This window comes from Dysgonomonas sp. UBA7630 (assembly GCF_002483985.1).
Classification (GTDB): Bacteria; Bacteroidota; Bacteroidia; order Bacteroidales; family Dysgonomonadaceae; genus Dysgonomonas.
This window is the reverse complement of the sequence record NZ_DLIY01000034.1, coordinates 137,879-159,538: the sequence shown is the minus strand read 5'-3', so window position 1 is coordinate 159,538 and position 21,660 is coordinate 137,879. Positions and strand designations below refer to the sequence as shown.

The following is a 21,660-nucleotide window of genomic DNA, read 5'->3' as shown; positions in this document are numbered from 1 at the left end:
TTCTTTTTTTTCTTTTTTATGATTTTACCTTTATTAGGGCTTCAAAGGGAATATATTTGCTAATTTTACATCTTCAATAAGCCAATCATGCTGAATAAGATTAAATCGTACATGATGCCCATAGCTATGCTTACCGGCATTCTGTTACACAAATATATGGGCGAACTGTCGTTCCTTACCCCTTACCTCATAGCATTAATGCTATTGATCACCTATTGCAATATTTCGTTTAAGGAGATACATTTTTCCCGGCTGCATTTTTGGCTTATTGCCATACAGATATTGGGAAGTATTGGGGTTTACGTATTACTTCGCCCTTTAAATCCCATTGTCGCTCAAGGGGCAATGATTTGCGTTTTAGCCCCCACAGCCACATCTGCACCTGTAATAACAGGCATGCTTGGAGGGAATGTTCCTAGCCTGATGGCTTATAGCTTACTCTGCAACATGGTCATTGTTATTGTTGCACCCATCCTGTTTTCATATACGGGAGAAATAGAGTCAAGTTCATTTCTTCAATCATTTTGGATTGTATTTCAAAAAGTCTCAATACTATTATTTCTTCCTCTGTTTGGCGCATTCTTACTCAAGAGGTTATTACCCAGAGTACATCATGAGATTCAAAAAGCAAAAGGATTGTCTTTTTATCTTTGGTCGATAGCGTTGGTTATTATTACAGGGAAAACCGTACAGTTTATAATTGACCAAGAAAGTCCCAATTTTATAATAGAACTGTCGGTCGCTTTATCGGCTTTGGCTATTTGCATAGCTCAATTTCTTGTGGGACGCCGTTTAGGCACTTATTACAACGACACGATAGCCGGAGGACAGGGATTAGGACAAAAAAATACCATCCTTGCTATCTGGATGGCTCAAACATATCTAAATCCTATATCATCGTTAGGACCCGGAGCTTATGTATTGTGGCAAAATGTGGTTAATTCTTATCAGGTATGGAGAAAAAGAAAAACCCTATGACGGGAGTTTTTTTATACAGATTGATTCCCTTGATTCTCAGGAGATAGCAATACCATATTTTTAAGGTATTCAAATTCCAGTTCAAAACATTCACTAAAGATTTCATCGGCAAAACCCGCCTCAACTTGTTTTATAGTCCAGAACTTTCCATTCAATTTTCCGGTTCTCTTTATACTAAACTCATCGTCAACATTGGCTACAAACAAGAAATTCAAACGCTTTGTATCATCATTTTCAAACACATATTTGAGAACAAATTTCAAAGGAATATTTGTTTCTTCACCAAGCATTCGCCTTATACTGTTTCGTGCCGACAGGTTGATCTCATGATTGAAGAGCATATATTTTTCGAACGGATAATCCAGTTTCGAAGGGTTCAGCAAATCATTCTTGGGACGTTCCTGCAAATATATCTTCGATCCTGAGATGAGAGCCACCCGAACAACAGGATGCATGAATCGGTTCTTCATATTCAAAGATACGCTCTTGGCTATTTTACCTGTAACTTCCCCTTTCTCTGTAACGATAGGAATCCAATCTTCTTGTTTAAGTTTAGAAACCAAATTGCCTACTTTCACCGTTTGATATATCCCTATCAGAGAGATAATAAAGACCGGCGTAGCAACGAATATAACGATATCCGATGAGCGCAAAAAGTTATAATTAAAAGAGAACTGTCGATATAATAATATGGCAAAAATATGTAAAGTCAAACCGTACTGAACAAGTGTTGCACAACCATAAAACTCGCTCATGAGTGCCTTCTGAAGATGGTTTCTATGTCGAAAAAATCGTGTGGCAATATATGTCTTACTTACTCTTAAAAGCATAAAGAGACATATTATTACAATTTCGCATATCACCAGATAGGTATTTAATTGCCAACTATATTTATGAGTTAGCAACCAGATAAACAAGGTAATAAAAATAGCTATTGCTGAAATATAGAATGTAATACTAAAACCTCGGGTTTTGCAACACAGACGGACAAGAAACTCCCCAACTATAGCTGAGAAAAGACTGATAACTAGCGCTAATCCCTCTTCCACATTTGCTATATGAAGTATTACATATAATAGAAATGGTAAAAGCCCGATTACCGGGTTAGACACATATTTTTTTATACCTTTGTTAAGCATTCCACATTAAAAATTCAAAAAAAATCTAGCTGAAATAAACAATAAACACTACTGAATATCCCTTCTTACCGGTAGTTCATTGTAAAATTTTAGAATACAATATAAGTAAGGTTATCGTTATTCCTAATAGAACAATTAATATGGAATTTTGTTTTTAGTTGCTCGTGTAATTATTGCATTTATAATGTTAAAATATTATGTCTTACCTATCCTCACTTTTGCTTGAAAGTAAAAAACTTATTGATTATAAATTGAATAGCAGCCACAATACATATAGCAAATGCTTTTGCCAACATATCATCCATCTTCATGACCCCAATAAACAATGTAAGCAACATGGAGCTTATAACCATGCCTACCAAAGCTATACCGGCAAAAGAAGTAAAGCGCTTCAGCTTGTTATCAGTTACCTTAAATGTAAAATAGCTGTTTAGTATAAAATTATTAATCACAGCCAGAGTGGAACTTATAATATTGGAAATAAGAATATCAAGCATCCCAACAGACATCCTTCCACCCAAAAGAGTACTGATATGAACTGAAAAAGGGTAATGCACAGAATATTTAGTAACCAGTAAGTAGTAAACACCCATATCAATAACAAGTCCCACTACACCAACGAGACCATATTTTATCAATTGTTTTATCGAATCACTTTTAATCAGGTTACTAATTTGTTGCTTCATGTGTCTCCAATCGTTTGCTAAGGCTGAATTAATTCCTTGATTTTATTCTATAAAATAACATCGAGGTTCTGTATTCGTTTAACTTATCGCTTTTTTCTAAAAGTTCAAACTCATATCTATTTCCATATTCTTGACGAATACTCTCTGAATATTTCTCTAAGGTTACAAAATAACCTTCTTTTGGGGATTCTAAATCTATGTTCTTAAAGTTATTGTGCAGATAAAAATTTAACGCATAGAGATTGAAATACTTTCTCAGATTATTCGTAACGTATATCTCTCCATCGGGCTTATATTTCTCAGAAATCATTTCAGCAAATGGGCGAGCCGAATAAGTATCTTTAAAATTAGACAGCAAATAAGAATCCATGAAAACATTGATAGAAAACATGATTCCAAAACCTGCCATCAATATCTTTATATTGATTTTTTTGCGTAACAAATAAATGCTATTAATCGTAGCACATAGCAAAATCGAAATTCCAAATAAGCCTAACCAACCCGGAAACTTGAACATGTCCGAGAAGATTTTGATATCCTGAAGGGTTCTCTCTCTCTTGGCAAAATATCCTGCAATAACTTCTATATCAATAACTCGTGTATATGCGAGTCCTATTATCAGAAGAGCGATAATTGAGATTCCTAACAGAATAGAGGTTGAAATACGAACCGCTTTCGGTTTTGCATCAACAAGATAGATAAAAAAGCGAGCGATAAATATTGCGATAAATGGATACACGGGCATTATATATACGCTCCTTTTCGACACAGGAATAGAATAGAACAATAGCGAAACAACAATAACTATAAGGCTATACAAAAGCGCTTTGTCCATAGTCATTATTTTACCGGCAATATTGTTTATGATTTGTTTTACCGATCCACTCACTCTTTTATATTTCAAAAAGAAAAGAGAAATCACAAGCAAAATAGTCCAAGGTAAAAAGCCTGATACCAGATATACGATGTAAATCCAAAACGGCCCGTCATGTCCCAACTCATAGCTTGCATCCATATCAGCAGCCTTCAGATGAAGAAATCTGCCAAAATTCTCATAGAACACACGGTCGAAGAATGCCTCTCCTTTTACCTTATAAGCAGCATAATACCAAATCAGAGGTATAATAAAGGCAGGAAGTGCAATCAAAATACATTTTACTGTTGCTTTAAAGAAGTTTTCTTTCTGGAACAACAAAAACACGCCGAATATCATGCATGGCAGCAAGACCCCTATAGGACCCTTGGTGAGGGTAGCCATACTAAGAAGCAGCCAGATGGAAATAAGCTGATACACCCGCCGCTTTTGATACCAAGCATACATTTGAATAATCGCTGCCACAAGGAGAAATGTAAGTACCATATCTACCCGAGTAGTCATGGCAGCCCTGTGTATTTCGAAGCAGGTAATCAGGATAAGACACGAAACAAAAGCCTCTATAACAGGTCTGCGACGAGCAAAAAACATAAAGCAAACCCCAATCATAGCAATAAATGCAATTGTAGATGGCAGACGCGATGTAAAAGGGGTAACTTCGCCATGCGTCAGGGCTAAAGAAAAGCCGGCTATAAGCCAATGATTAAATGGCGGTTTATATGCAAATTCATCTGCATAACTGGAAGGAATAACCCACTCTCCTTTCTCGATCATCGATACGGCCAATGCAGCCTCACGAGGCTCACCTTTGGTATAAAAATCTCCTAATCCTATCCAAGGAAGAGTAGATAAGGTCGCTATAAGAAGAATCAGGAAGAGAGGTTTTTGCAAGTATAATGTTTGCAGAAAATGGGATTTCTTCATAGATAGTTATGACTGAATATTTCTGCAAATATAAGTTTTTATTTTTTTAATTACAGGTACTTGCTACAGTTATAATTTTGATATTGGACAAAATAGCATACTAAAATATTGTTTCTGAATAGAGAAAAACTTTAAGGTCTAGAACTATTTTCTCCGTTCAGAAACAACATATATGAATTTACAAAGCTGTGAGACAACTGGTCATCATATCATAAAATGCAGACGATTTTGCAAGTTAACCTCTGCAATACCTCCATCGATATCCAGATACAAGATATTCATATTCGGATAGATTTCCTTAATCCGCTTTTCTACCCCCTTGGCTACAATATGATTCGCAATACACCCGAATGGTTGCAGACAAACAACTTTGTTTACACCCTTACGAGCATAATGAGCAATTTCTCCAGGGATAAGCCAACCTTCCCCAAACTGATTGGAGAGGTCTAAAACTTCTGAAGCCGCTTCTGCCTTTGCATATATAGATTCTGAGGGCTCATAAAACTTGAACTTGCTCAATATCTTCTCCGATCTTTTCACCTTGCTATTGATATACCACCAGATAAGGGGTTTTAGAGTCTTCGAAAAAATGGTTTCTTCACTAAGTCCATTTTCGACATTTACCTTACTGTTTACAAAGAACTGCATAAGAAAATCTAACAATGGAGGAGTAGAAACTTCTACATTACGAGACCGCAACCACTCGGATATATTTGCTTGTGCATAATTGTTGTACTTCACAAATATTTCTCCTATAAGCCCCACTTTAGAATATTCTTTATCGTAAATAGGCACATTATTAAAGTCCTCAACAGCCTCTTTCAATAACCTATACAACGTTTTCGCATCCTTTGCCCGAACGGCATCGATCCCTCGTTCGATATAGAAATCAAATATCTGCTGCGACGCTCCTTCCTTTTTTTCACGCACAGAAATAGCACTATGCATCTGTTGCAGACCATCGCCATACAATACAATTGGAACTGCGATCTTTGCTATTTTTTTCCATTCCAACGTAAATTCACTCTCGTCATTCTGATATGTTTCTCCCGAGCTGAGTGCTATTACAGGAATATCATTGAATCCTGCATTTTGCAATCCGGTCTTGATCTGTGCTATATAGTTTGTAGCACGGCACTGACCTCCTGTCTGTGTAATTGCAAGCACAATATCTTTCGCATCATGGTTTCCCGATTGGAGTGCATTGATAATATCTCCCAAAATGAGGGTAGACGGATAGCACACTTCATTGTTTCCATACATCAAACCAAGATCAGCAGATACTTTGTTCGATTTAGGAAGATTCTCTACCTTCAACCCAAGAATTTCACCCAATGCCGGGGCAAATGGAGATATAAAATCACAAAGCCAAGGAATAAGAACCGTTTTATTTTTGTCTTTCTCTTTTTTATATGGAGCAGAATAGCCTTTATATGAATTACTTGCTACCAGATCATAAGACTTTACAGCTTTGAGTGACTCTACCAATGAGCGCAAACGCAAACGAATAGAGCCCGGACTGGCTATCTCATCGATACGAAGAACGGTTATATTTTTGCCGGCAGCCTTCAATATATCACGCGTCTCGTCCATAAAGAAGGAGTCGGGACCACAACCAAAGGAGTTGAGCTGTACCAACTGTATATTTTGGGGTAACTTAGCTACTTCCATCGCAGCCTGTACTACACGGTTGGGGTAAGACCATTGCGAAATAATATTCAATTTACTAAAGCCTTGACTTTCGGGCTTACGAAATACATCATCGGTAAGTACTATAACCCCGAGGTCTGAAAATATCTGACCTACTTTCTGATGAATCAACGGGTCTGTATGATATGGACGACCTGCAACGATAAATGTCAACTCTCCCGTCTCTAAGGCTTTATCTAACAACTCTTTCTGATAGCCATAAAGCTCTTGTTTTAAACTATCTTTTACAACTAAAGCTTGTTGAAATGCCTTATCAAAAACATCCTTAGATACTCCCAAACCCGACAAGTAATTATAACAGCCTCTAGCCAAAGCCTTATCGCTGCTGAATGTTATCACCGGCTCATCATAAGGGATACCGTGTCTGCCTGATGGATCTATCGAACTTTGTATAACATCAGGGTATCCACTAACTACAGGACAATTGAAAGAGTTAGACGATTGCCCGAATTCTTTTTCTTCTTTAGGTACAATCGGATAAAAAATCCTGTCTACCTTTTGCTCTATCAGAGCAAGTATATGTCCGTGTACAAGCTTGGCAGGAAAACAAATATTATCAGACATCACCCCTCCCACTCCTTTTTGATATAACGGGAACGTAGATTCGGGAGATAATCTCACATTAAATCCGCATGCTGTAAATAGAGTATGCCAGAATGGATAATTATCGAACATATTCAGCACACGAGGGATGCCTATCGTTTTTCCTTTTTCTATATTATCAGCCTTTACAGGACGATTGAAAAGGATTTCATTTTTCCTATCAAAAGCATTATAGCCTTCCTTACGATCATTATTTTTATTATAGAAAACTTTCTCACATTTATTTCCAGCATAGCTGATATTCCCATTGTTAAACTTGAATCGTAATACCGAGCATAGGTTTGTACAACCTTTACAGGTCAACTCCTTAGAGTTAATTGTAGACAGATCAAACAAAGCCTCTTCTCCTGAGAAAGTTGTTGCGTTTTGGTTTTTCTCCCATAATCGTTGAGAATATAATGCGGCACCCAAAGCTCCCATCAATTCCGGATGATCAGTAGAACTCACAGTCTTACCCGACAACATTTCTAATGCACGATAAACGGCATCGTTACGGAACGTACCTCCTTGTACAACAATATGGTCTCCAAGCTGTTTCAGGTTAGATATTTTGAGAACCTTAAACAAACAGTTCTTAACCACAGAGTAAGCCAAACCAGCCGCAATATCATCATTTCCAGCATTCTCCCTTAAAGACTGTTTTACCTTTGAGTTCATAAACACCGTACAACGAGAACCCAGATCACTTGGATACTTTGCCAGGCAAGCAGCACGAGCAAAATCAGAAAGCTCCATGCTCATTGTAGATGCAAAGTTTTGCAGAAACGAGCCACAGCCCGCAGAGCAAGCTTCATTCAGCTCTATATTCGAGATCAACCCATTGTTGATAAAGATTGACTTTATGTCTTGTCCTCCTATGTCGAGTACGAACGATACATCGGGATCAACATATTGTGCCCCTGACAAGTGCGCTATGGTCTCTACAATTCCATAATCGAGCCCCAGAGCAGACTTCATCAAATCTTCGCCGTAGCCTGTAGCTGCTGACGAAAGGAATTTCACAGTTACACCTTTCTCTTGAGCTTCTTTATAGAATAAGGATAGCCCCTCCATCACTTTTCTCAGAGGATTTCCTTCGTTATTACCATAAAACTTATATATGATATTGGCATCTGTATCCATCACTACGACTTTAGATGTAGTAGATCCAGAATCTATACCCAGAAAACATTCTACATACTTCTCCTCACCCAGAGGTTTAAACTTCAAGGCTTTTACATTGCGGTTCGCATCCCACTCAATATATTCAAGCTCGTCATTGAAGAGTGGTTCGAGCGCATCACTATGGTTTGACGATGTAGACTCCGAAAGTTTATCCACCAATTCGTTCAAATCAAACGTTTTTGCATCAGCTTCGTGATAAAGAGCAGAACCCCATGCAGGGAAATATTCCCCATTCTCGGGAACAATTATATCTTCACTCTGTATCTTAAGCACTTCACGAAAAGCGTTTCGCAACGCAGGGATAAAAGTCAACGGTCCCCCGATACAGATTATCTTAGGGATAATTTCACACCCACGTGCAAGAGTAGTTACCGATTGTAAGGCAACGGCATGAAGTATAGAAGCAGAGATATCCGAAACGGGGATGTTCCGGCTAATAAGATTCTGGACGTCAGTCTTAGCAAATACACCACAACGTGAGGCTATCGGATATATTTTGTCAAAATCCAGCGCCTTTACCCCTAACTCTTCGATGGTAATATTCATCAGACTCGCCATCTGATCTATAAAAGCACCTGTCCCTCCGGCACAACTCCCATTCATCCGTATATCAGGGTGACGACCCTCGCTGAAGAATACCATTTTAGCATCTTCTCCTCCCAAGTCGATCAATGTATGAGCAGCAGGGTAAACATTCTTTACCACCTCCACGGCAGCAACAACTTCCTGTACAAATGAAATACCGACACGTTCGCCAATACCCATTCCCGCTGATCCTGATATATTTATTGTAAACTTTGCTTGGGGATATACTTCAATCACCTTTTGCAGTTCGGCTATCAGAGTCTGCTGTATATTCGCCTGATGCCTACAGTATGATTTGTAAATAATTGTATTATTATCATCCAAAACTACAATTTTGACGGTTGTTGACCCAACATCAATTCCCATTTTATATTGTTGTTCCTTATTCATAACTATTGTGTTAATTTATTTCGTTTGATCTCATTATCGCACGGTTTCAGTGCGTTTATAGTAAATTCTATCACATATTTTTCATGATTGGCTATCAGCTCATTGTAAACGCCTGACGGAATTTCCATCAAAGTTTTAGCCAGATTTCCAAACATAAAAGGGAACATGCATAAAGACAATATATTCAATAAAAAATCTGCTGCAGGCGTTTTTCTTATTGTTCCCTTCTCCACTTCTTCGGCTATACGCTTTTCTATCTTACTGAAAGAACTGTAGGGATTTTTATTCTTTATCCGCTGAGTGAGTCCCTCCGGATTGAGGCTCACTTCATTTAGAATAAATGCTGCAATTTCGGGATATTGAAATAGAATTTCATAGTAAGTGTGTATCCATGTTTCGATTAACTCAAAAAATGGAAGATCGGAGGTTACGGTCTCGAATATTCTTTTGGTAAGCACATCCAATGCGTCTTCGAATATAATCTCAAATAAATTATATTTCGACTGGAAATAATAATTTACCATTGCCACATTCGTACCCGAAGCCTTAGCTATATCCCTGACACTGGTGCCTTTGTAGCCGTTTTTTATGAAAAGGATTTGTGCTTCACTCAGAATCCGTTTCCTTACTTCCGAAGAATCTTCATTATTAAACATGTGTTCTAAACGATTGTTTAAGAAGCAAAAATAAAAAATAAAATCAACTTAAACAAGCGTTTAACTCATAAACAGAAATCTATATTGTTGTTTAAGGCTTACTTATTTCAGCAGCGTTATCGCTCTTTCCATATCTTCGGGAGTATCGATACCTATTGTTTCCACATCTGTATACCCCACTCGTATGCGGTAGCCGTTTTCTATCCAACGGAGTTGCTCCAGCGATTCAGCTTTCTCGAGTGAAGATTGCGGCAGTTGTGTGATTTCTTTTAACACATCCACTCGATAGGCATACATCCCTATATGCTTATAAAATATATGTTTATCAAGCCATTCTGTATGATGGGCATCTCGTATATATGGAACAATGGAACGACTAAAATAGATTGCTTCGCTCTTCTTATTTATAACTACCTTCGGAGAATTAGGATTGAACAAAACATCAAAGCCATCTTCTTTTTTGAAAGGTTTTACCAACGTTGCCAACTCCACATCTTTGCTATCAAAACACTCTTTCAGAGATTCGATTTGCTCGGGCTGAATGAACGGCTCATCCCCTTGCACATTGATAACCACATCAAAATCTTCCCCAATCTTAAAATAGGCTTCTTGAATACGGTCGGTTCCACTACGATGGTCTGTTGAAGTCATAACAGCTTTTCCCCCGAACGCCTTTACAGTTTCGAAGATGCGGGAATCATCTGTTGCAACCCATACATCGTGAACCGCTCGCTTCACCTGTTCATATACACGTTGTATCATCGGTTTACCCCCCATATCTGCCAGTGGCTTTCCAGGAAAACGAGTAGAGGCATATCGAGCCGGAATGATTGCTATAAACTTCATATTTTTACTATTATCCTACAAATGTATAAAAATGCCCCATAAATAAAGTTTCACCGTTCATTCTATTTCGAAAATGCAGTGTATATTTGCACCTAATTATGAATAAGGCGCTTCTCTGCATAGGAACAAATGAAGATACAGAAACAAATTTGAAGCTCTGTCATCAACTACTCGACAGCTCTTTTGGAGAGATCGCTTACTCCGACACTTCTGTCACTACTCCTTACGGGGTACACTATAAAAATGACTTCCTAAACCAACTGGCAGTTGTATATACTGATCAGGAAAAAGAAGAAGTCCATCTTCGGCTTAAGTCTATAGAGCAGCAGATGGGGCGTGATTCTCATGACAAAGAAAAAGGGATTGTAAAAATCGACATCGACCTCGTTATCTGGAATGATGAAGTTCTGAAGCCTGCCGATGTTAGTCGCAAGTATATTGTAGACCTACTACCCAGCTTAAAAAAATAAGCATCTGAGACAATCTAGTATAGTTTTGTGACACACCTCCAATTTGTTCTTTAACAAACACATATAGATTATACAAACAAAGTATTTTTACATAAGGATTTTTTAATCCATAAAACATTTGTTATCACCATAATCTATTAACACATGAATAAATTTAATCTAATTATTATTAGCCTATTATTGGTTGCAACCGGCTGTGCCCAAAGGCAACAAATAAGGTATACAGACTATGTAAATCCGTTTTTAGGAACAGCCACACTATGGGATAGTATCGACTTAGGCTACAAGCCAACTCGCAGAACTTGGGGTGCCGAAGTATTCCCCGGATCGTCCCTCCCCAATGCAATGGTTCAGGTAAGCCCGGTCACATTGTTCAGAAGCGGCTCCGGCTACCAATACGAAGACACTGTTATATATGCCTTTACACATACCAACAAAGGTCATTGGAACCTTTGTCATATCCCGATTCTGCCCGCAACAGGGAACTTCAGTGCAGATGACTATTGTTCGACATATAGCCACAACAACGAATCTGCTCATCCCGGCTATTATCAGGTTTTCCTCCAACGATATGGAATAAATGCAGAAATGACATCAACCCTGCGCTGTGCATATCACAGGTATACATTTGAAGCCGGAAAGGATAAAAAGCTGATAATAGATCTCTCTACGTCAAACGAAAGGATTAAGGATTGGCAAATAGCGCAAGAAAGCGAAAACGTATTCTCAGGCTTTCAGGAGAATAGCGAAAAAATGTACTTCTATGCGGTTTCCAATCAAGCAATAAAAAACATAGATTCGATAAGAGGTGAAAGCAAAAGCCTGTCAATCGTAAACTTTGAGAATAACAAAGAACCTCTGGATTTAAAAATAGGATTCTCTTTCGTTAGCATCAAGAATGCAAAAGAAAACCTAGAGAAAGAAATAGGCAACAAAGACTTCGCCGAAATAAGGAATGAAGCTACAGAAACATGGGAAAACCTATTATCAAAAATAAAAGTCTCGGGTGGCACTGAAAAGCAAAGATGGGTATTCTATTCCTCATTATATCGTTCGTTCCTATGGCCGGCACTAAGAAGTGATGTAAATGGAGAGTTTACCGATGCGAAAGGTGAAGTCGTAAACAAGGGGTTCCGCTATTATACCGACCCATCGTTTTGGGACGACTATCGAAATAAACTTATCTTGCTCGGAATGATTTCGCCCGATGTTGCAGCAGACGTGATTAACTCCATCACCGACAAAGGAGAAAAGACCGGGTTTATGCCTACATTCTTTCATGGCGACCACGCTTCCACTTTCGTGACAGGCTCTTACTTGAGAGGACTAAGAGGATTTGATGTGAACAAAGCATATCATCTCATTCTGAAAAATGCCACAGTAGAAGGAGGTCGTCCTCATCTGATGGAATATATAGCAAAAGGATATATTTCTGAGATGGACATAAAAAACCCGAAGATAGAAACTGTAGCAAAAGCTGCTGTTACAAAAACGCTCGAATATGCTTACGACGACTACGCTGTTGCTCTATTAGCTAAAGAGTTGGGAGACGAGGAGAACTACAATATGCTGATGAAAAGAACCGGCAATTACAAGAACCTCTTCGACCCTTCTACCGAACTAATGAGAGGACGACTCGAAAATGGTGAATGGGTCACCCCTTTCGATCCGGAATTCCCTTACTATGAATATCTGTACCGTGAAGCGAATGCCTGGCAATCATCGTTCTTTGCACCACACGATACTAAAGGGTTGATTAATCTTTATAAAAGTAAAGAAGACTTCGAAAAGAAGGTTGACTCTCTATTTACTATTCCTTGGGGAGGATATGAGGCACATAACCTGTCGGGATTTGTTGGGCAATATTGCCACGGAAATCAGCCCGATCATAGCTTCCCTTTCCTATATTATTTTGTCGACAAACAAGAAAAATCACAAGTTATATTAGATAGCTGCCTCAATCACTTCTACGGAATGGGCAAACATCAACTGGCTCTTGCCGGAATGGACGATGCCGGAGAAATGTCTTCATGGTACGTATTTAACGCCATCGGGCTTTATACATATTCACCTGCCGACCCTTCGTACATCATATCTGTCCCTATTTTCGACAAGGTAGAATTCACGTTCGGTGATAGCACTCAGTTTTCTATAAGCAAGAAAAACTCAGGCAGGAAAATTACCAATATTACTTATGGAGGTAAGAAAGTTGACGGTTACTTTATATCTCATAGCGACTTGAGGAAAGGCAAAGAACTGGTAATTACGACCAATCAATAGCCACTTAGGTGATATGACTTTTTAGAAGAGGATTCTGCTAAACTAACCTTATTTCCAAAGGACGGTACGAATCCTCTCTATAATACTTTCACTATCATCATTAAACTTACGAGCAAAATAAGGGAATCGCCGCCCAAACTCATCATTGAATTCCATGCGAGTTTCTAACAGATCAATATGACGCTGCTCTATTGTAGCAGGAGGATTAGGTACATCCCAATCGGTATATGTAAGGTTTGCATGTGTTCTATCTCTATAGCGAGAGTTACCTATAATTGTCTGGAAGAAAGCTTCATCCGGCACTAATGTATGACGGAAAAAGTCAAGATACCGTCTATCATCCTTTACGGTATTCAGAATATATCCCACGCATTCACGGGTAAGAGCAAACCACTGTGAACCGGCATATATCTTAAAAGGAGCTTTTCTTTTTATCCTCAACTTTTTAAGCAACACCTCAATTAAGAACTTGGGGTTGTAATGCTTCAGATTGCGCCGATTATAATCGAAGTAATAATACTCGTAACGTTCCGCAGGCTTATATGGCACAGGGAGAGGTGCAATATCTATATACTCTTTTCTCTTTTCTAATAGCTTATTCAAGAAAGCCTTCGACCGGATAGGATAATCTACACCACTAAACAATATATAATATTCAGCATCAGAGGAATGTTGTACTCCAAATTCCAAGAGAGACAATGTAGCCTCTATCATAGAAATCCCTCCCCAGTTTATATCAATGGAGGTAGGAATAATTGTAGCGTTACTCTTTTTAGGGATATAGCTCTGCCCTGCCTTCTTGTCTAAATGAATATAGAAAGTGCTATCTGCATCATCCAATGCATCAATCAGACGATCTAAATGCCTGAAATTATTATGAGCTAATATAAGGTAGCAGATCTTCATCAGACTATATTTTTTAAGATATCAATACAAATGTACTGAAAAAGGTTATTCCTTTCGAAATAACCTTTTTATATTTCGTGAATGTCTGATCAAAATACAATCTGCATTTGCCCTAATACAGCATTCGAATTTTTCTCACCCCAACTCTTTGAATAATCTGAGTAAGTATAATTTATCTGAAAACGGCATGCTCCGTAAAAATAATAATTCAAGCCCAGTGTATAATCAATCACCTCCTTGCTTGTATCTCTATTCTGATTCAGATAGTCTACCTTTGCAAAAGCATTGAACTTTTTAGGAACAAAATAATAGAGCCCCATTCCGTGAAGACCTTCTTTGCTGATACCTCCATCATTACCTCTTATCCATTCAGCACGAGCATACACTCTCTCTGAACGATAATCGGAGCTTGCAATCCAACGGTTACGAACATGATCATTCTTCTCTGTTTCTCCGGGTTTTATATACTTAGCTTCTCCAAGATATACTCCTCCACCAATTCTAAAATTCTTTATGGGTTGAAGCATCAAGTTTGCAGCAAAGTCTTTTGAGTTATTATTTTCTGTAGTATTAATACCTGTCCCCTGAAACAAACCTATCTTATATTCGAGCAGATCATGCGTTTGCGTTTTCAACAAGTTACCGTATGCCATCACACCGGCATCACGTCCTGTATTATTCTTATTATTTTGTTGTCTCTGTACATCATCGCCCATTCCGATAAGAGCAGAAATAGAACGAGTGTTGAAAACTCCTTCAATATCGGTTAATGATATTTGATTTTCGAGCGAAAGAGGCGTCTTCATCTGTCCCAGCCTGATATTAAACTCTTTGGCCGGAGTCCATTCTCCCCAAAACTCGTATGGCATTGGGTTAACAAACTCTGCCAGAATAAAGTATTTCAAATTTTTGGTGAGTTCGCCACGCATCGATAAGAATATTACTCTCGGCTCAAAGTCATGCTTAACATTCGCTACATCGCTATATCTGTACATGAATAATCCATATCCTCCGAAACGCATGTATGGAGTATTAAAAGCCTGCCTGATTTTTTCGGTAGTCCCGTTTCCCAATGCACTTTTAGCTGGTGCATTTCCTCGTATCGAGTCGGCTTCACTTTGAGTCAATATATTTTTCTCCACTAATTTTTTTAACAGTTCACTATTTGAGTCCTGAGCATACACAAGGGTACATGCTACACATAGAGAGAGCACGAATAAGAGTTTTTTCATTAATATAATTTATTATTGTTTAAATTAACCTTATTTAAAGAAGCGACAAAATTAGTGTTTCCATCTAATATCAGCAACATCGTAATTCTTACAAGATTTCAGATTTTAATCTTTTCTCCCAGATACTTTGGCTCTTTGCCTGTAGCGATATCCACAAAGACTTTGACCCTTGCAAATAACTCCCTTATTTTTGTTCTGTATGACGAGCGGTTAAGTGACAAATCTTTTGCATTATATCCATAGGCTGTCAGCCCGTAATTCTGAGCCAAAAACACAGCCCGTTCGTTATGAAACTCTTGCGACACGACAATAAACGAATCCTGACCAAATATTTCATTCATCCTCACCACCGAATCGAGCGTACGCAAGCCCGCATAATCGCAATGTATAATACTGTCGGGCACGCCGGCTTCGACAAGAGCGGCACGCATATCGTCTGCCTCATTATAATCTTTGCGGCTGNNTATAATTCTTTCGCAGCCTGAATGCGGTAAGTGAAGTATAAATTGGGACGATTGCCTATATTCTTAGCAGCACCCAAAACCAACGCCGCTTTCTGAGGGGGTATGCTATCTACCTCATCATATACAAAACCTTTGGAATCGTGAGGGATTTTCCAATTAGCAAAAAGGATTGCTAAAACTGATAAAATCAGTCCGATTGATAATACCCAAAACATCCGCTTGAGCCTCTTTTTTGTCTTTGTCTTCATTAAATACGCTCCAATACCTTCTTTATTAAATCTTCTATCGAACCCTTGTAGTTTGAGTTTGATTCTCCTGCCAAACGATTGGCTATTATTGTGCATACAGTCATGGCCTTATGCCCCATCAACCGGCTCATTCCTGCCAACGGTGCGCTTTCCATCTCGTAGTTGGTAATCGAATCTTCCCCAAACCTGAATGACTCTATTTTACTATTGAGATCAGGATTAGCCAATGGCATGCGTACATATCGCCCCTGTGGCCCATAAAAGCCAATGGCAGATATGGTAACACCTTTTATCATGTCATGTCCTATGCGTTCTACCAATTCCTCATCGGCCTTTACAACATACGGAGCGCAGTGCTGGGGATTCCAGCCAACATGTTTCTTAAAGGTATCCTCAAAGTCAGCCAATGTCACTTTATCACGATTTGCATAATAGTTGAGTACTCCGTCGAAACCGATCGACTTTGCAGCAACCACATACGAACCAATTGGGCAATGAGGCTGCAATCCTCCTGATGTTCCTACACGCACCATTGTGAGCTGTTTGAAGTCTTTCTTTACTTCACGTGTCTTGAAATCAACATTAGCCAACGCATCCAATTCTGTAATTACAATATCTATATTATCGGGGCCGATACCATGCGAAAGAGCGGTAATGCGCTTCCCTTTATACGTTCCGGTAATCGTATGGAACTCCCGGCTTTGGATATCACATTCTACACTATCAAAAAAAGACGCGGTAAGGCTCACTCTGTCGGGGTCGCCCATCATTATTATTTTGCCCGATAATTGTTCCGGCTTTAGATGTAAGTGAAAAACACTGCCATCACTATTTATAATCAGTTCTGAATCGGGAATTATTCTCATATCGTTTATTTGTGTTTATTTACAAAGATATAAATTGTTTTACTTGGTTCTATTCTTTAGTTACTATTCATATAAAAAGTGACAAAACCCAAAAAACAACCAANNTGACAAAAGTGACACTTTTTGAAATGTTTTTTGTTGTTACCTTTTTTTTATTTTACATATCAGTTACAAAAAGAAATTGTTGTCGCATTCGCTCATATCCATCCTTAAAAAAACCACAGAGTAAAAAGAGTAACACAGAGTTTTTTGCAATAAAACAAATACCTCATTTTTTTTTGCCTATTACTTCAAAGCTTACTCTATTAGATAATTTTATTCTTAGAAAGCGAATTCCTATAAAGGAATTTATTCGATAGTCAACTCTTGGGTAGGATCCCAGAATACTTTCTTCCAATTGGCGATTCGGTCATTTATAACATTAACTCCTTCCTCTTCTAAGAGCTTCTGCATTTCGTTCGAGTTTCCGAATGCTTCTTTGGCTGAGAGTACACCCTGACTATTTACTACCCTATGCGCCGGAATACCGGAAATGACAGAATTGCACTCTCCCATCACCCTACCTACCAAACGTGACATATTGGGATAGCCGATAGCCTTAGCGATTGCGCCATAACTTGTAGCCCGACCATACGGAATAATCCTCACAACATCATACACTCCTCGTCTGAAATCTTCTTTATCCAAATGTGCCATTCTTCTTTTATTACAAGCTCTATTTTATAAAATATAAAGATATAAGCTTTAACTATAAGGATATATTATTCTATGAGAATTGTTATATTTGTACACCGTGATGATCTTAAATAAAAATCTAAATATCTAAAAAAGTAACCCATGAGTAAAACACTAAGATTATTCCTACTTTTAGTGTGCGCGCACACAACAATTCTTTTTGCCAATGAACCCGAGAAAACGCAACGAGATGATGGCGAATTATTTAAGGTAGCCATAGCCGGATATACATTTGTAAATTTCAATCTGGATGAGACCCTCAAAATGATGCAAGAGGTAGATGTTCACTATCTTTGCATCAAAGATTTTCATCTTCCGCTGAATAGTACCGACGAAGAAATTGCCGCATTCCATGCTAAACTGGCAAAGTATGATGTTACAGGTTATGCTGTAGGTCCTATCTATATGAAGACCAAAGAAGAAGTGGACAAAGCGTTTTATTATGCCAAACGTGTTGGCGTAAAACTTATCGTAGGTGTTCCCAATCATGAACTACTACCTTATGTAGACAAGAAAGTAAAAGAATATGATTTCAAATATGCCATTCATCTTCATGGTCCCGACATCGAACTATATCCGCATGCAGCTGATATCTATGAACATGTAAAAGACCTAGACTCTCGTATCGGAATGTGTCTCGACATTGGTCATGATGCACGTGCAGGACATGATCCGATTGCCGACCTAAAAAAATACAGCGACAGAGTGTTCGACATCCATATGAAGAATACAACCGCAGCAACTAAAGCCGGAAAGACAGGTGAAATCGGTCGGGGTATAATAGACATTCCTACTTTTGTGAGAATGCTTCGCGAAGTAAAATACTCAGGAGCTTGCAGCCTCGAATACGAGCGAAATATGAAGGCCCCTTTAGCCGGAATAGCCGAATCTATAGGTTATTTCAGAGGTGTGATTGATGCAACGAAATAAGGGAAAAACTTATTTTTGATACAACAGGATAGGCAGCAAGAAATTGTTGCCTATTTTTGTAATGAAAAAACTAGAAAATATGAAAATCATTCTTCTCGCTATAGGCAAAACCGATGCAGGCTATTTTGTAGAGGCTATCAACGAATATCAGAAAAGATTGGAACATTATATCCCTTTCGAGATACAAATTATACCTGACATAAAGAACACCAAAAGCCTTACGATGGAACAGCAAAAGGAGAAGGAAGGTGAGTTGATATTAAAAAACGTACAGCCGGGAGATTATCTCGTTCTGCTGGATGACAAGGGAAAAGAATATACCTCCATGCAATTTGCCACCTATATAGAAAAGAAAACACATACCGTAAGCAAGCGGCTTATATTTGCCATTGGAGGCCCTTATGGTTTCTCGGAAGCAGTATATCAAAAGGCGAATGAAAAACTAACTTTATCACGCATGACTTTTTCGCACCAGATGGTACGTCTTATATTTGTGGAACAGTTGTATAGAGCAATGACAATCTTAAACAACGAACCTTACCATCACGAATAATCTCTTATTCGAAACGAAGTGATTTTGCAGGAGATATTTTTGCTATCAGATAAGAAGGCCCAACCATAGCCAACACCGACAAGGTTAAGGTAGCAATGTTGATCAGAATAATGTGTAATATATTTATATCCACCGGCATTTCGGATACATAGTAAGTATTGGGATCTAGCTTTATCAAGCCAAAATACCGTTGAAGCAACAGCACAGTTAGGGCTATAATATTTCCCCACAACATACCTTTCAATATCAGGAATGAAGACACATAGAGAAATGTTTTGCGGATATTAAAATTTCGTGCACCAAGGGTTTTAAGTATACCAATCATATTGGTGCGCTCCAAGATTATAATAAGCAATCCCGATATCATCGTAAATACAGAAATGGCAAACATCAAGATCATGATTACCCATACATTCATATCCAACAGATCGAGCCAACTGAATATCATCGGGTTCATCTCTTTAATAGATCGGGTTAGAAATGTATTACCATCCACATCCCGATAAGTCATCATATCTAAATATATGTTCTGTGTAAGCTGATCCAGTTGGTCAAAATCGTTAACGAGCAGCTCTATACCGCTTACCTGATCGGGTTGCCACTTATTAAGCCTTTGTATAAGTCGGATATCTGTTACAACAAATAGTTTGTCGTAATCTTCAAAATTGGTACTGTATATCCCCGTAATATTAAACTTACGGGCACTGCGTTCCTGAACAAAATACGAAATAAAACTATCGCCTGTCTTCAGATTAAGTTTATCGGCTATATTCTTGGAGATAATAACCTGATTGGTGATTGTTGTATCATCAGGGTTGATAATCTTACCGTCAATCATATTCTTCTTGAAGAAGTCCCAATCGTAGTCTTTCCCTACCCCTTTTAGAATTATCCCCTGAAATGCACTATCTGTTTTTATGATACCCGGTTTTGTAGCATATATTTGCGCATGTGCTATACCCGTCTCATGGCTCAATGTATCTAAAAGACCGGGAGTAACAGCTACCGGCAATGTTTCGTAAGACGTGGTGTTATTCAGGTTGGTAATCTGAATATGAGAGCCGAAGCCAACAACCTTGTTGCGCACCTCTTTCTTAAAACCGATAACAATAGACAATGCCAGAATCATAGCTGCCAATCCTATTGCAACACCTGCAATAGCGATTTTAATAGCAGGTGAAGACGCTTTTTTCTCTCCTTCGCCTTTACTAAAATGGATCCGCTTGGCTATAAATAACTCTAAGTTCAATTTTTTATTCTTTTAAAATAGAAATCCTTGCTCACTTTCTCTCTTCCTTCCCAGATGTTTATAGGCAAGGTCTGTCACTTCACGTCCACGAGGAGTACGTTTCATAAAACCTTCCTTGATAAGGAACGGCTCATATACCTCTTCGATCGTCCCTCCGTCTTCTCCCAATGCGGTTGCTATTGTAGAAATTCCTACCGGCCCCCCTTTGAATTTATCGATCAGGATAAGTAATATTTTATTATCAATCTCATCCAATCCATACTTATCTATATTCAACGCTTCGAGAGCATAAGAAGCGATATCTTTGTCTATCTTACCCGACCCTTTTACCTGAGCAAAGTCACGCACACGGCGCAGCAAGGCATTCGCAATACGGGGCGTACCACGACTACGTGAAGCAATTTCTATAGCAGAATCTTTCGAAGCAGGTACATTCAATATATCTGCCGATCGTAAGATAATATGCACAAGGGTATCTATATCGTAATATTCGAGATGCATGTTTATCCCAAAACGGGCACGCAGAGGGCTTGTAAGCAGACCACTACGAGTCGTTGCACCAACAAGGGTAAACGGATTGAGTTCTATCTGTACAGAACGAGCGCTAGGCCCTTTATCTATCATTATATCGATGCGATAGTCTTCCATCGCACTATACAGATACTCTTCCACAACGGGCGATAGGCGATGTATTTCATCGATGAAAAGAACATCGTTTGGTTCCAACGAAGTAAGCAGTCCGGCTAAGTCTCCGGGCTTATCTAATACAGGTCCTGATGTGATCTTAAACCCTACACCAAGCTCATTGGCTATAATATTCGACAGGGTTGTTTTACCAAGTCCGGGAGGGCCATGCAACAGAGTATGGTCGAGCGATTCGCCGCGCATTTTTGCAGCTGTCACAAAGACTTGTAAATTTTCTACAACTTTACTCTGTCCACGAAAACTCTGGAAGGTGAGAGGGCGCAACGCATTCTCAAACTCCTTCTCATTTTCATTTATATTCTCCCTGTGTATATTAAATGTTCCTTCCATAATGTATGGTTGCAAATTTACATCAATATATTCAATTTACAGACAGATACCGATTGATTTGCAATTACTAAAAATATAAAAGATTTAAATATTCTTCATTTTAATCGTAAAATAATATTTCTTTGTGGTTCATTTTC

General features: G+C 38.5%; 18 protein-coding genes. 5 read left to right on the top strand and 13 right to left on the bottom strand.

Annotated features, from left to right (window positions below; all coding sequences use genetic code 11):
• The first annotated feature begins 87 nt into the window (after positions 1-87).
• On the top strand, positions 88-978 hold the full coding sequence (locus B3P17_RS13890) for a bile acid:sodium symporter family protein (RefSeq protein ID WP_252637158.1): 891 nt from the start codon (positions 88-90) through the stop codon (positions 976-978).
• A gap of 11 nt (positions 979-989) precedes the next feature.
• Here B3P17_RS13890 and B3P17_RS13885 read toward each other — a convergent pair whose 3' ends face one another.
• The 6 genes from B3P17_RS13885 to kdsB all read right to left on the bottom strand — a co-directional run bounded on the left by B3P17_RS13885 (position 990) and on the right by kdsB (position 10,555).
• Complete coding sequence (locus tag B3P17_RS13885; protein ID WP_291105925.1) at positions 990-2,117, bottom strand: hypothetical protein; 1,128 nt, start codon at positions 2,115-2,117, stop codon at positions 990-992.
• Positions 2,118-2,329: 212 nt separating this feature from the next.
• Positions 2,330-2,803: a GtrA family protein gene (locus tag B3P17_RS13880; RefSeq protein ID WP_252637154.1), complete on the bottom strand. Its 474-nt coding sequence runs from the start codon at positions 2,801-2,803 to the stop codon at positions 2,330-2,332.
• 28 nt (positions 2,804-2,831) lie between these two features.
• Positions 2,832-4,601, bottom strand: a complete 1,770-nt coding sequence (locus tag B3P17_RS13875) for an ArnT family glycosyltransferase (protein ID WP_252637153.1) — start codon at positions 4,599-4,601, stop codon at positions 2,832-2,834.
• Between the two features lie 204 nt (positions 4,602-4,805).
• Positions 4,806-9,053: an acyl-CoA dehydratase activase gene (locus B3P17_RS13870; RefSeq protein WP_252637151.1), complete on the bottom strand. Its 4,248-nt coding sequence runs from the start codon at positions 9,051-9,053 to the stop codon at positions 4,806-4,808.
• A 2-nt stretch (positions 9,054-9,055) separates the two neighbouring features.
• Positions 9,056-9,709 carry a TetR/AcrR family transcriptional regulator gene (locus B3P17_RS13865; RefSeq protein ID WP_252637149.1) on the bottom strand — a complete coding sequence of 218 codons (654 nt, stop codon included), beginning with the start codon at positions 9,707-9,709 and terminating at the stop codon, positions 9,056-9,058.
• A gap of 102 nt (positions 9,710-9,811) precedes the next feature.
• Positions 9,812-10,555, bottom strand: coding sequence for a 3-deoxy-manno-octulosonate cytidylyltransferase (gene kdsB, locus B3P17_RS13860; RefSeq protein WP_252637147.1), 744 nt, complete (start codon positions 10,553-10,555; stop codon positions 9,812-9,814).
• Positions 10,556-10,653: 98 nt separating this feature from the next.
• On the opposite strand from kdsB, the gene B3P17_RS13855 reads away from it, so the two are divergent.
• Both B3P17_RS13855 and B3P17_RS13850 read left to right on the top strand, forming a co-directional pair.
• Complete coding sequence (locus tag B3P17_RS13855) at positions 10,654-11,025, top strand: 2-amino-4-hydroxy-6-hydroxymethyldihydropteridine diphosphokinase (protein ID WP_252637143.1); 372 nt, start codon at positions 10,654-10,656, stop codon at positions 11,023-11,025.
• Between the two features lie 144 nt (positions 11,026-11,169).
• Positions 11,170-13,305, top strand: coding sequence for a GH92 family glycosyl hydrolase (locus B3P17_RS13850; RefSeq protein ID WP_291105920.1), 2,136 nt, complete (start codon positions 11,170-11,172; stop codon positions 13,303-13,305).
• A 48-nt stretch (positions 13,306-13,353) separates the two neighbouring features.
• On the opposite strand, the gene B3P17_RS13845 is transcribed toward B3P17_RS13850, so the two are convergent.
• The 5 genes from B3P17_RS13845 to B3P17_RS13825 form a co-directional block, all read right to left on the bottom strand.
• On the bottom strand, positions 13,354-14,211 hold the full coding sequence (locus B3P17_RS13845; RefSeq protein WP_252637139.1) for a beta-1,6-N-acetylglucosaminyltransferase: 858 nt from the start codon (positions 14,209-14,211) through the stop codon (positions 13,354-13,356).
• An 89-nt stretch (positions 14,212-14,300) separates the two neighbouring features.
• Positions 14,301-15,443 (bottom strand): porin, encoded by a 1,143-nt coding sequence (locus B3P17_RS13840; protein ID WP_252637137.1) that lies wholly within the window; start codon positions 15,441-15,443, stop codon positions 14,301-14,303.
• Positions 15,444-15,541: 98 nt separating this feature from the next.
• A complete protein-coding gene (locus B3P17_RS13835) occupies positions 15,542-15,874 on the bottom strand; it encodes a SanA/YdcF family protein (protein WP_291105917.1) in 333 nt (110 codons plus the stop codon).
• A gap of 280 nt (positions 15,875-16,154) precedes the next feature.
• Positions 16,155-17,021 carry a nucleoside phosphorylase gene (locus B3P17_RS13830; RefSeq protein WP_252637133.1) on the bottom strand — a complete coding sequence of 289 codons (867 nt, stop codon included), beginning with the start codon at positions 17,019-17,021 and terminating at the stop codon, positions 16,155-16,157.
• A 348-nt stretch (positions 17,022-17,369) separates the two neighbouring features.
• Positions 17,370-17,717 carry an MGMT family protein gene (locus B3P17_RS13825; RefSeq protein ID WP_252637131.1) on the bottom strand — a complete coding sequence of 116 codons (348 nt, stop codon included), beginning with the start codon at positions 17,715-17,717 and terminating at the stop codon, positions 17,370-17,372.
• A 141-nt stretch (positions 17,718-17,858) separates the two neighbouring features.
• Between B3P17_RS13825 and B3P17_RS13820 the strand changes: the two genes are divergently transcribed.
• Entirely contained in the window at positions 17,859-18,686 is an 828-nt protein-coding gene (locus B3P17_RS13820; RefSeq protein ID WP_252637128.1) for a sugar phosphate isomerase/epimerase family protein, read from the top strand.
• Positions 18,687-18,765: 79 nt separating this feature from the next.
• On the top strand, positions 18,766-19,239 hold the full coding sequence (gene rlmH, locus B3P17_RS13815; RefSeq protein ID WP_252637126.1) for a 23S rRNA (pseudouridine(1915)-N(3))-methyltransferase RlmH: 474 nt from the start codon (positions 18,766-18,768) through the stop codon (positions 19,237-19,239).
• Positions 19,240-19,243: 4 nt separating this feature from the next.
• Here rlmH and B3P17_RS13810 read toward each other — a convergent pair whose 3' ends face one another.
• A complete protein-coding gene (locus tag B3P17_RS13810) occupies positions 19,244-20,488 on the bottom strand; it encodes an ABC transporter permease (RefSeq protein WP_252637124.1) in 1,245 nt (414 codons plus the stop codon).
• Positions 20,489-20,500: 12 nt separating this feature from the next.
• A complete protein-coding gene (gene ruvB, locus B3P17_RS13805; protein WP_135106689.1) occupies positions 20,501-21,523 on the bottom strand; it encodes a Holliday junction branch migration DNA helicase RuvB in 1,023 nt (340 codons plus the stop codon).
• Positions 21,524-21,660: the final 137 nt, after the last annotated feature.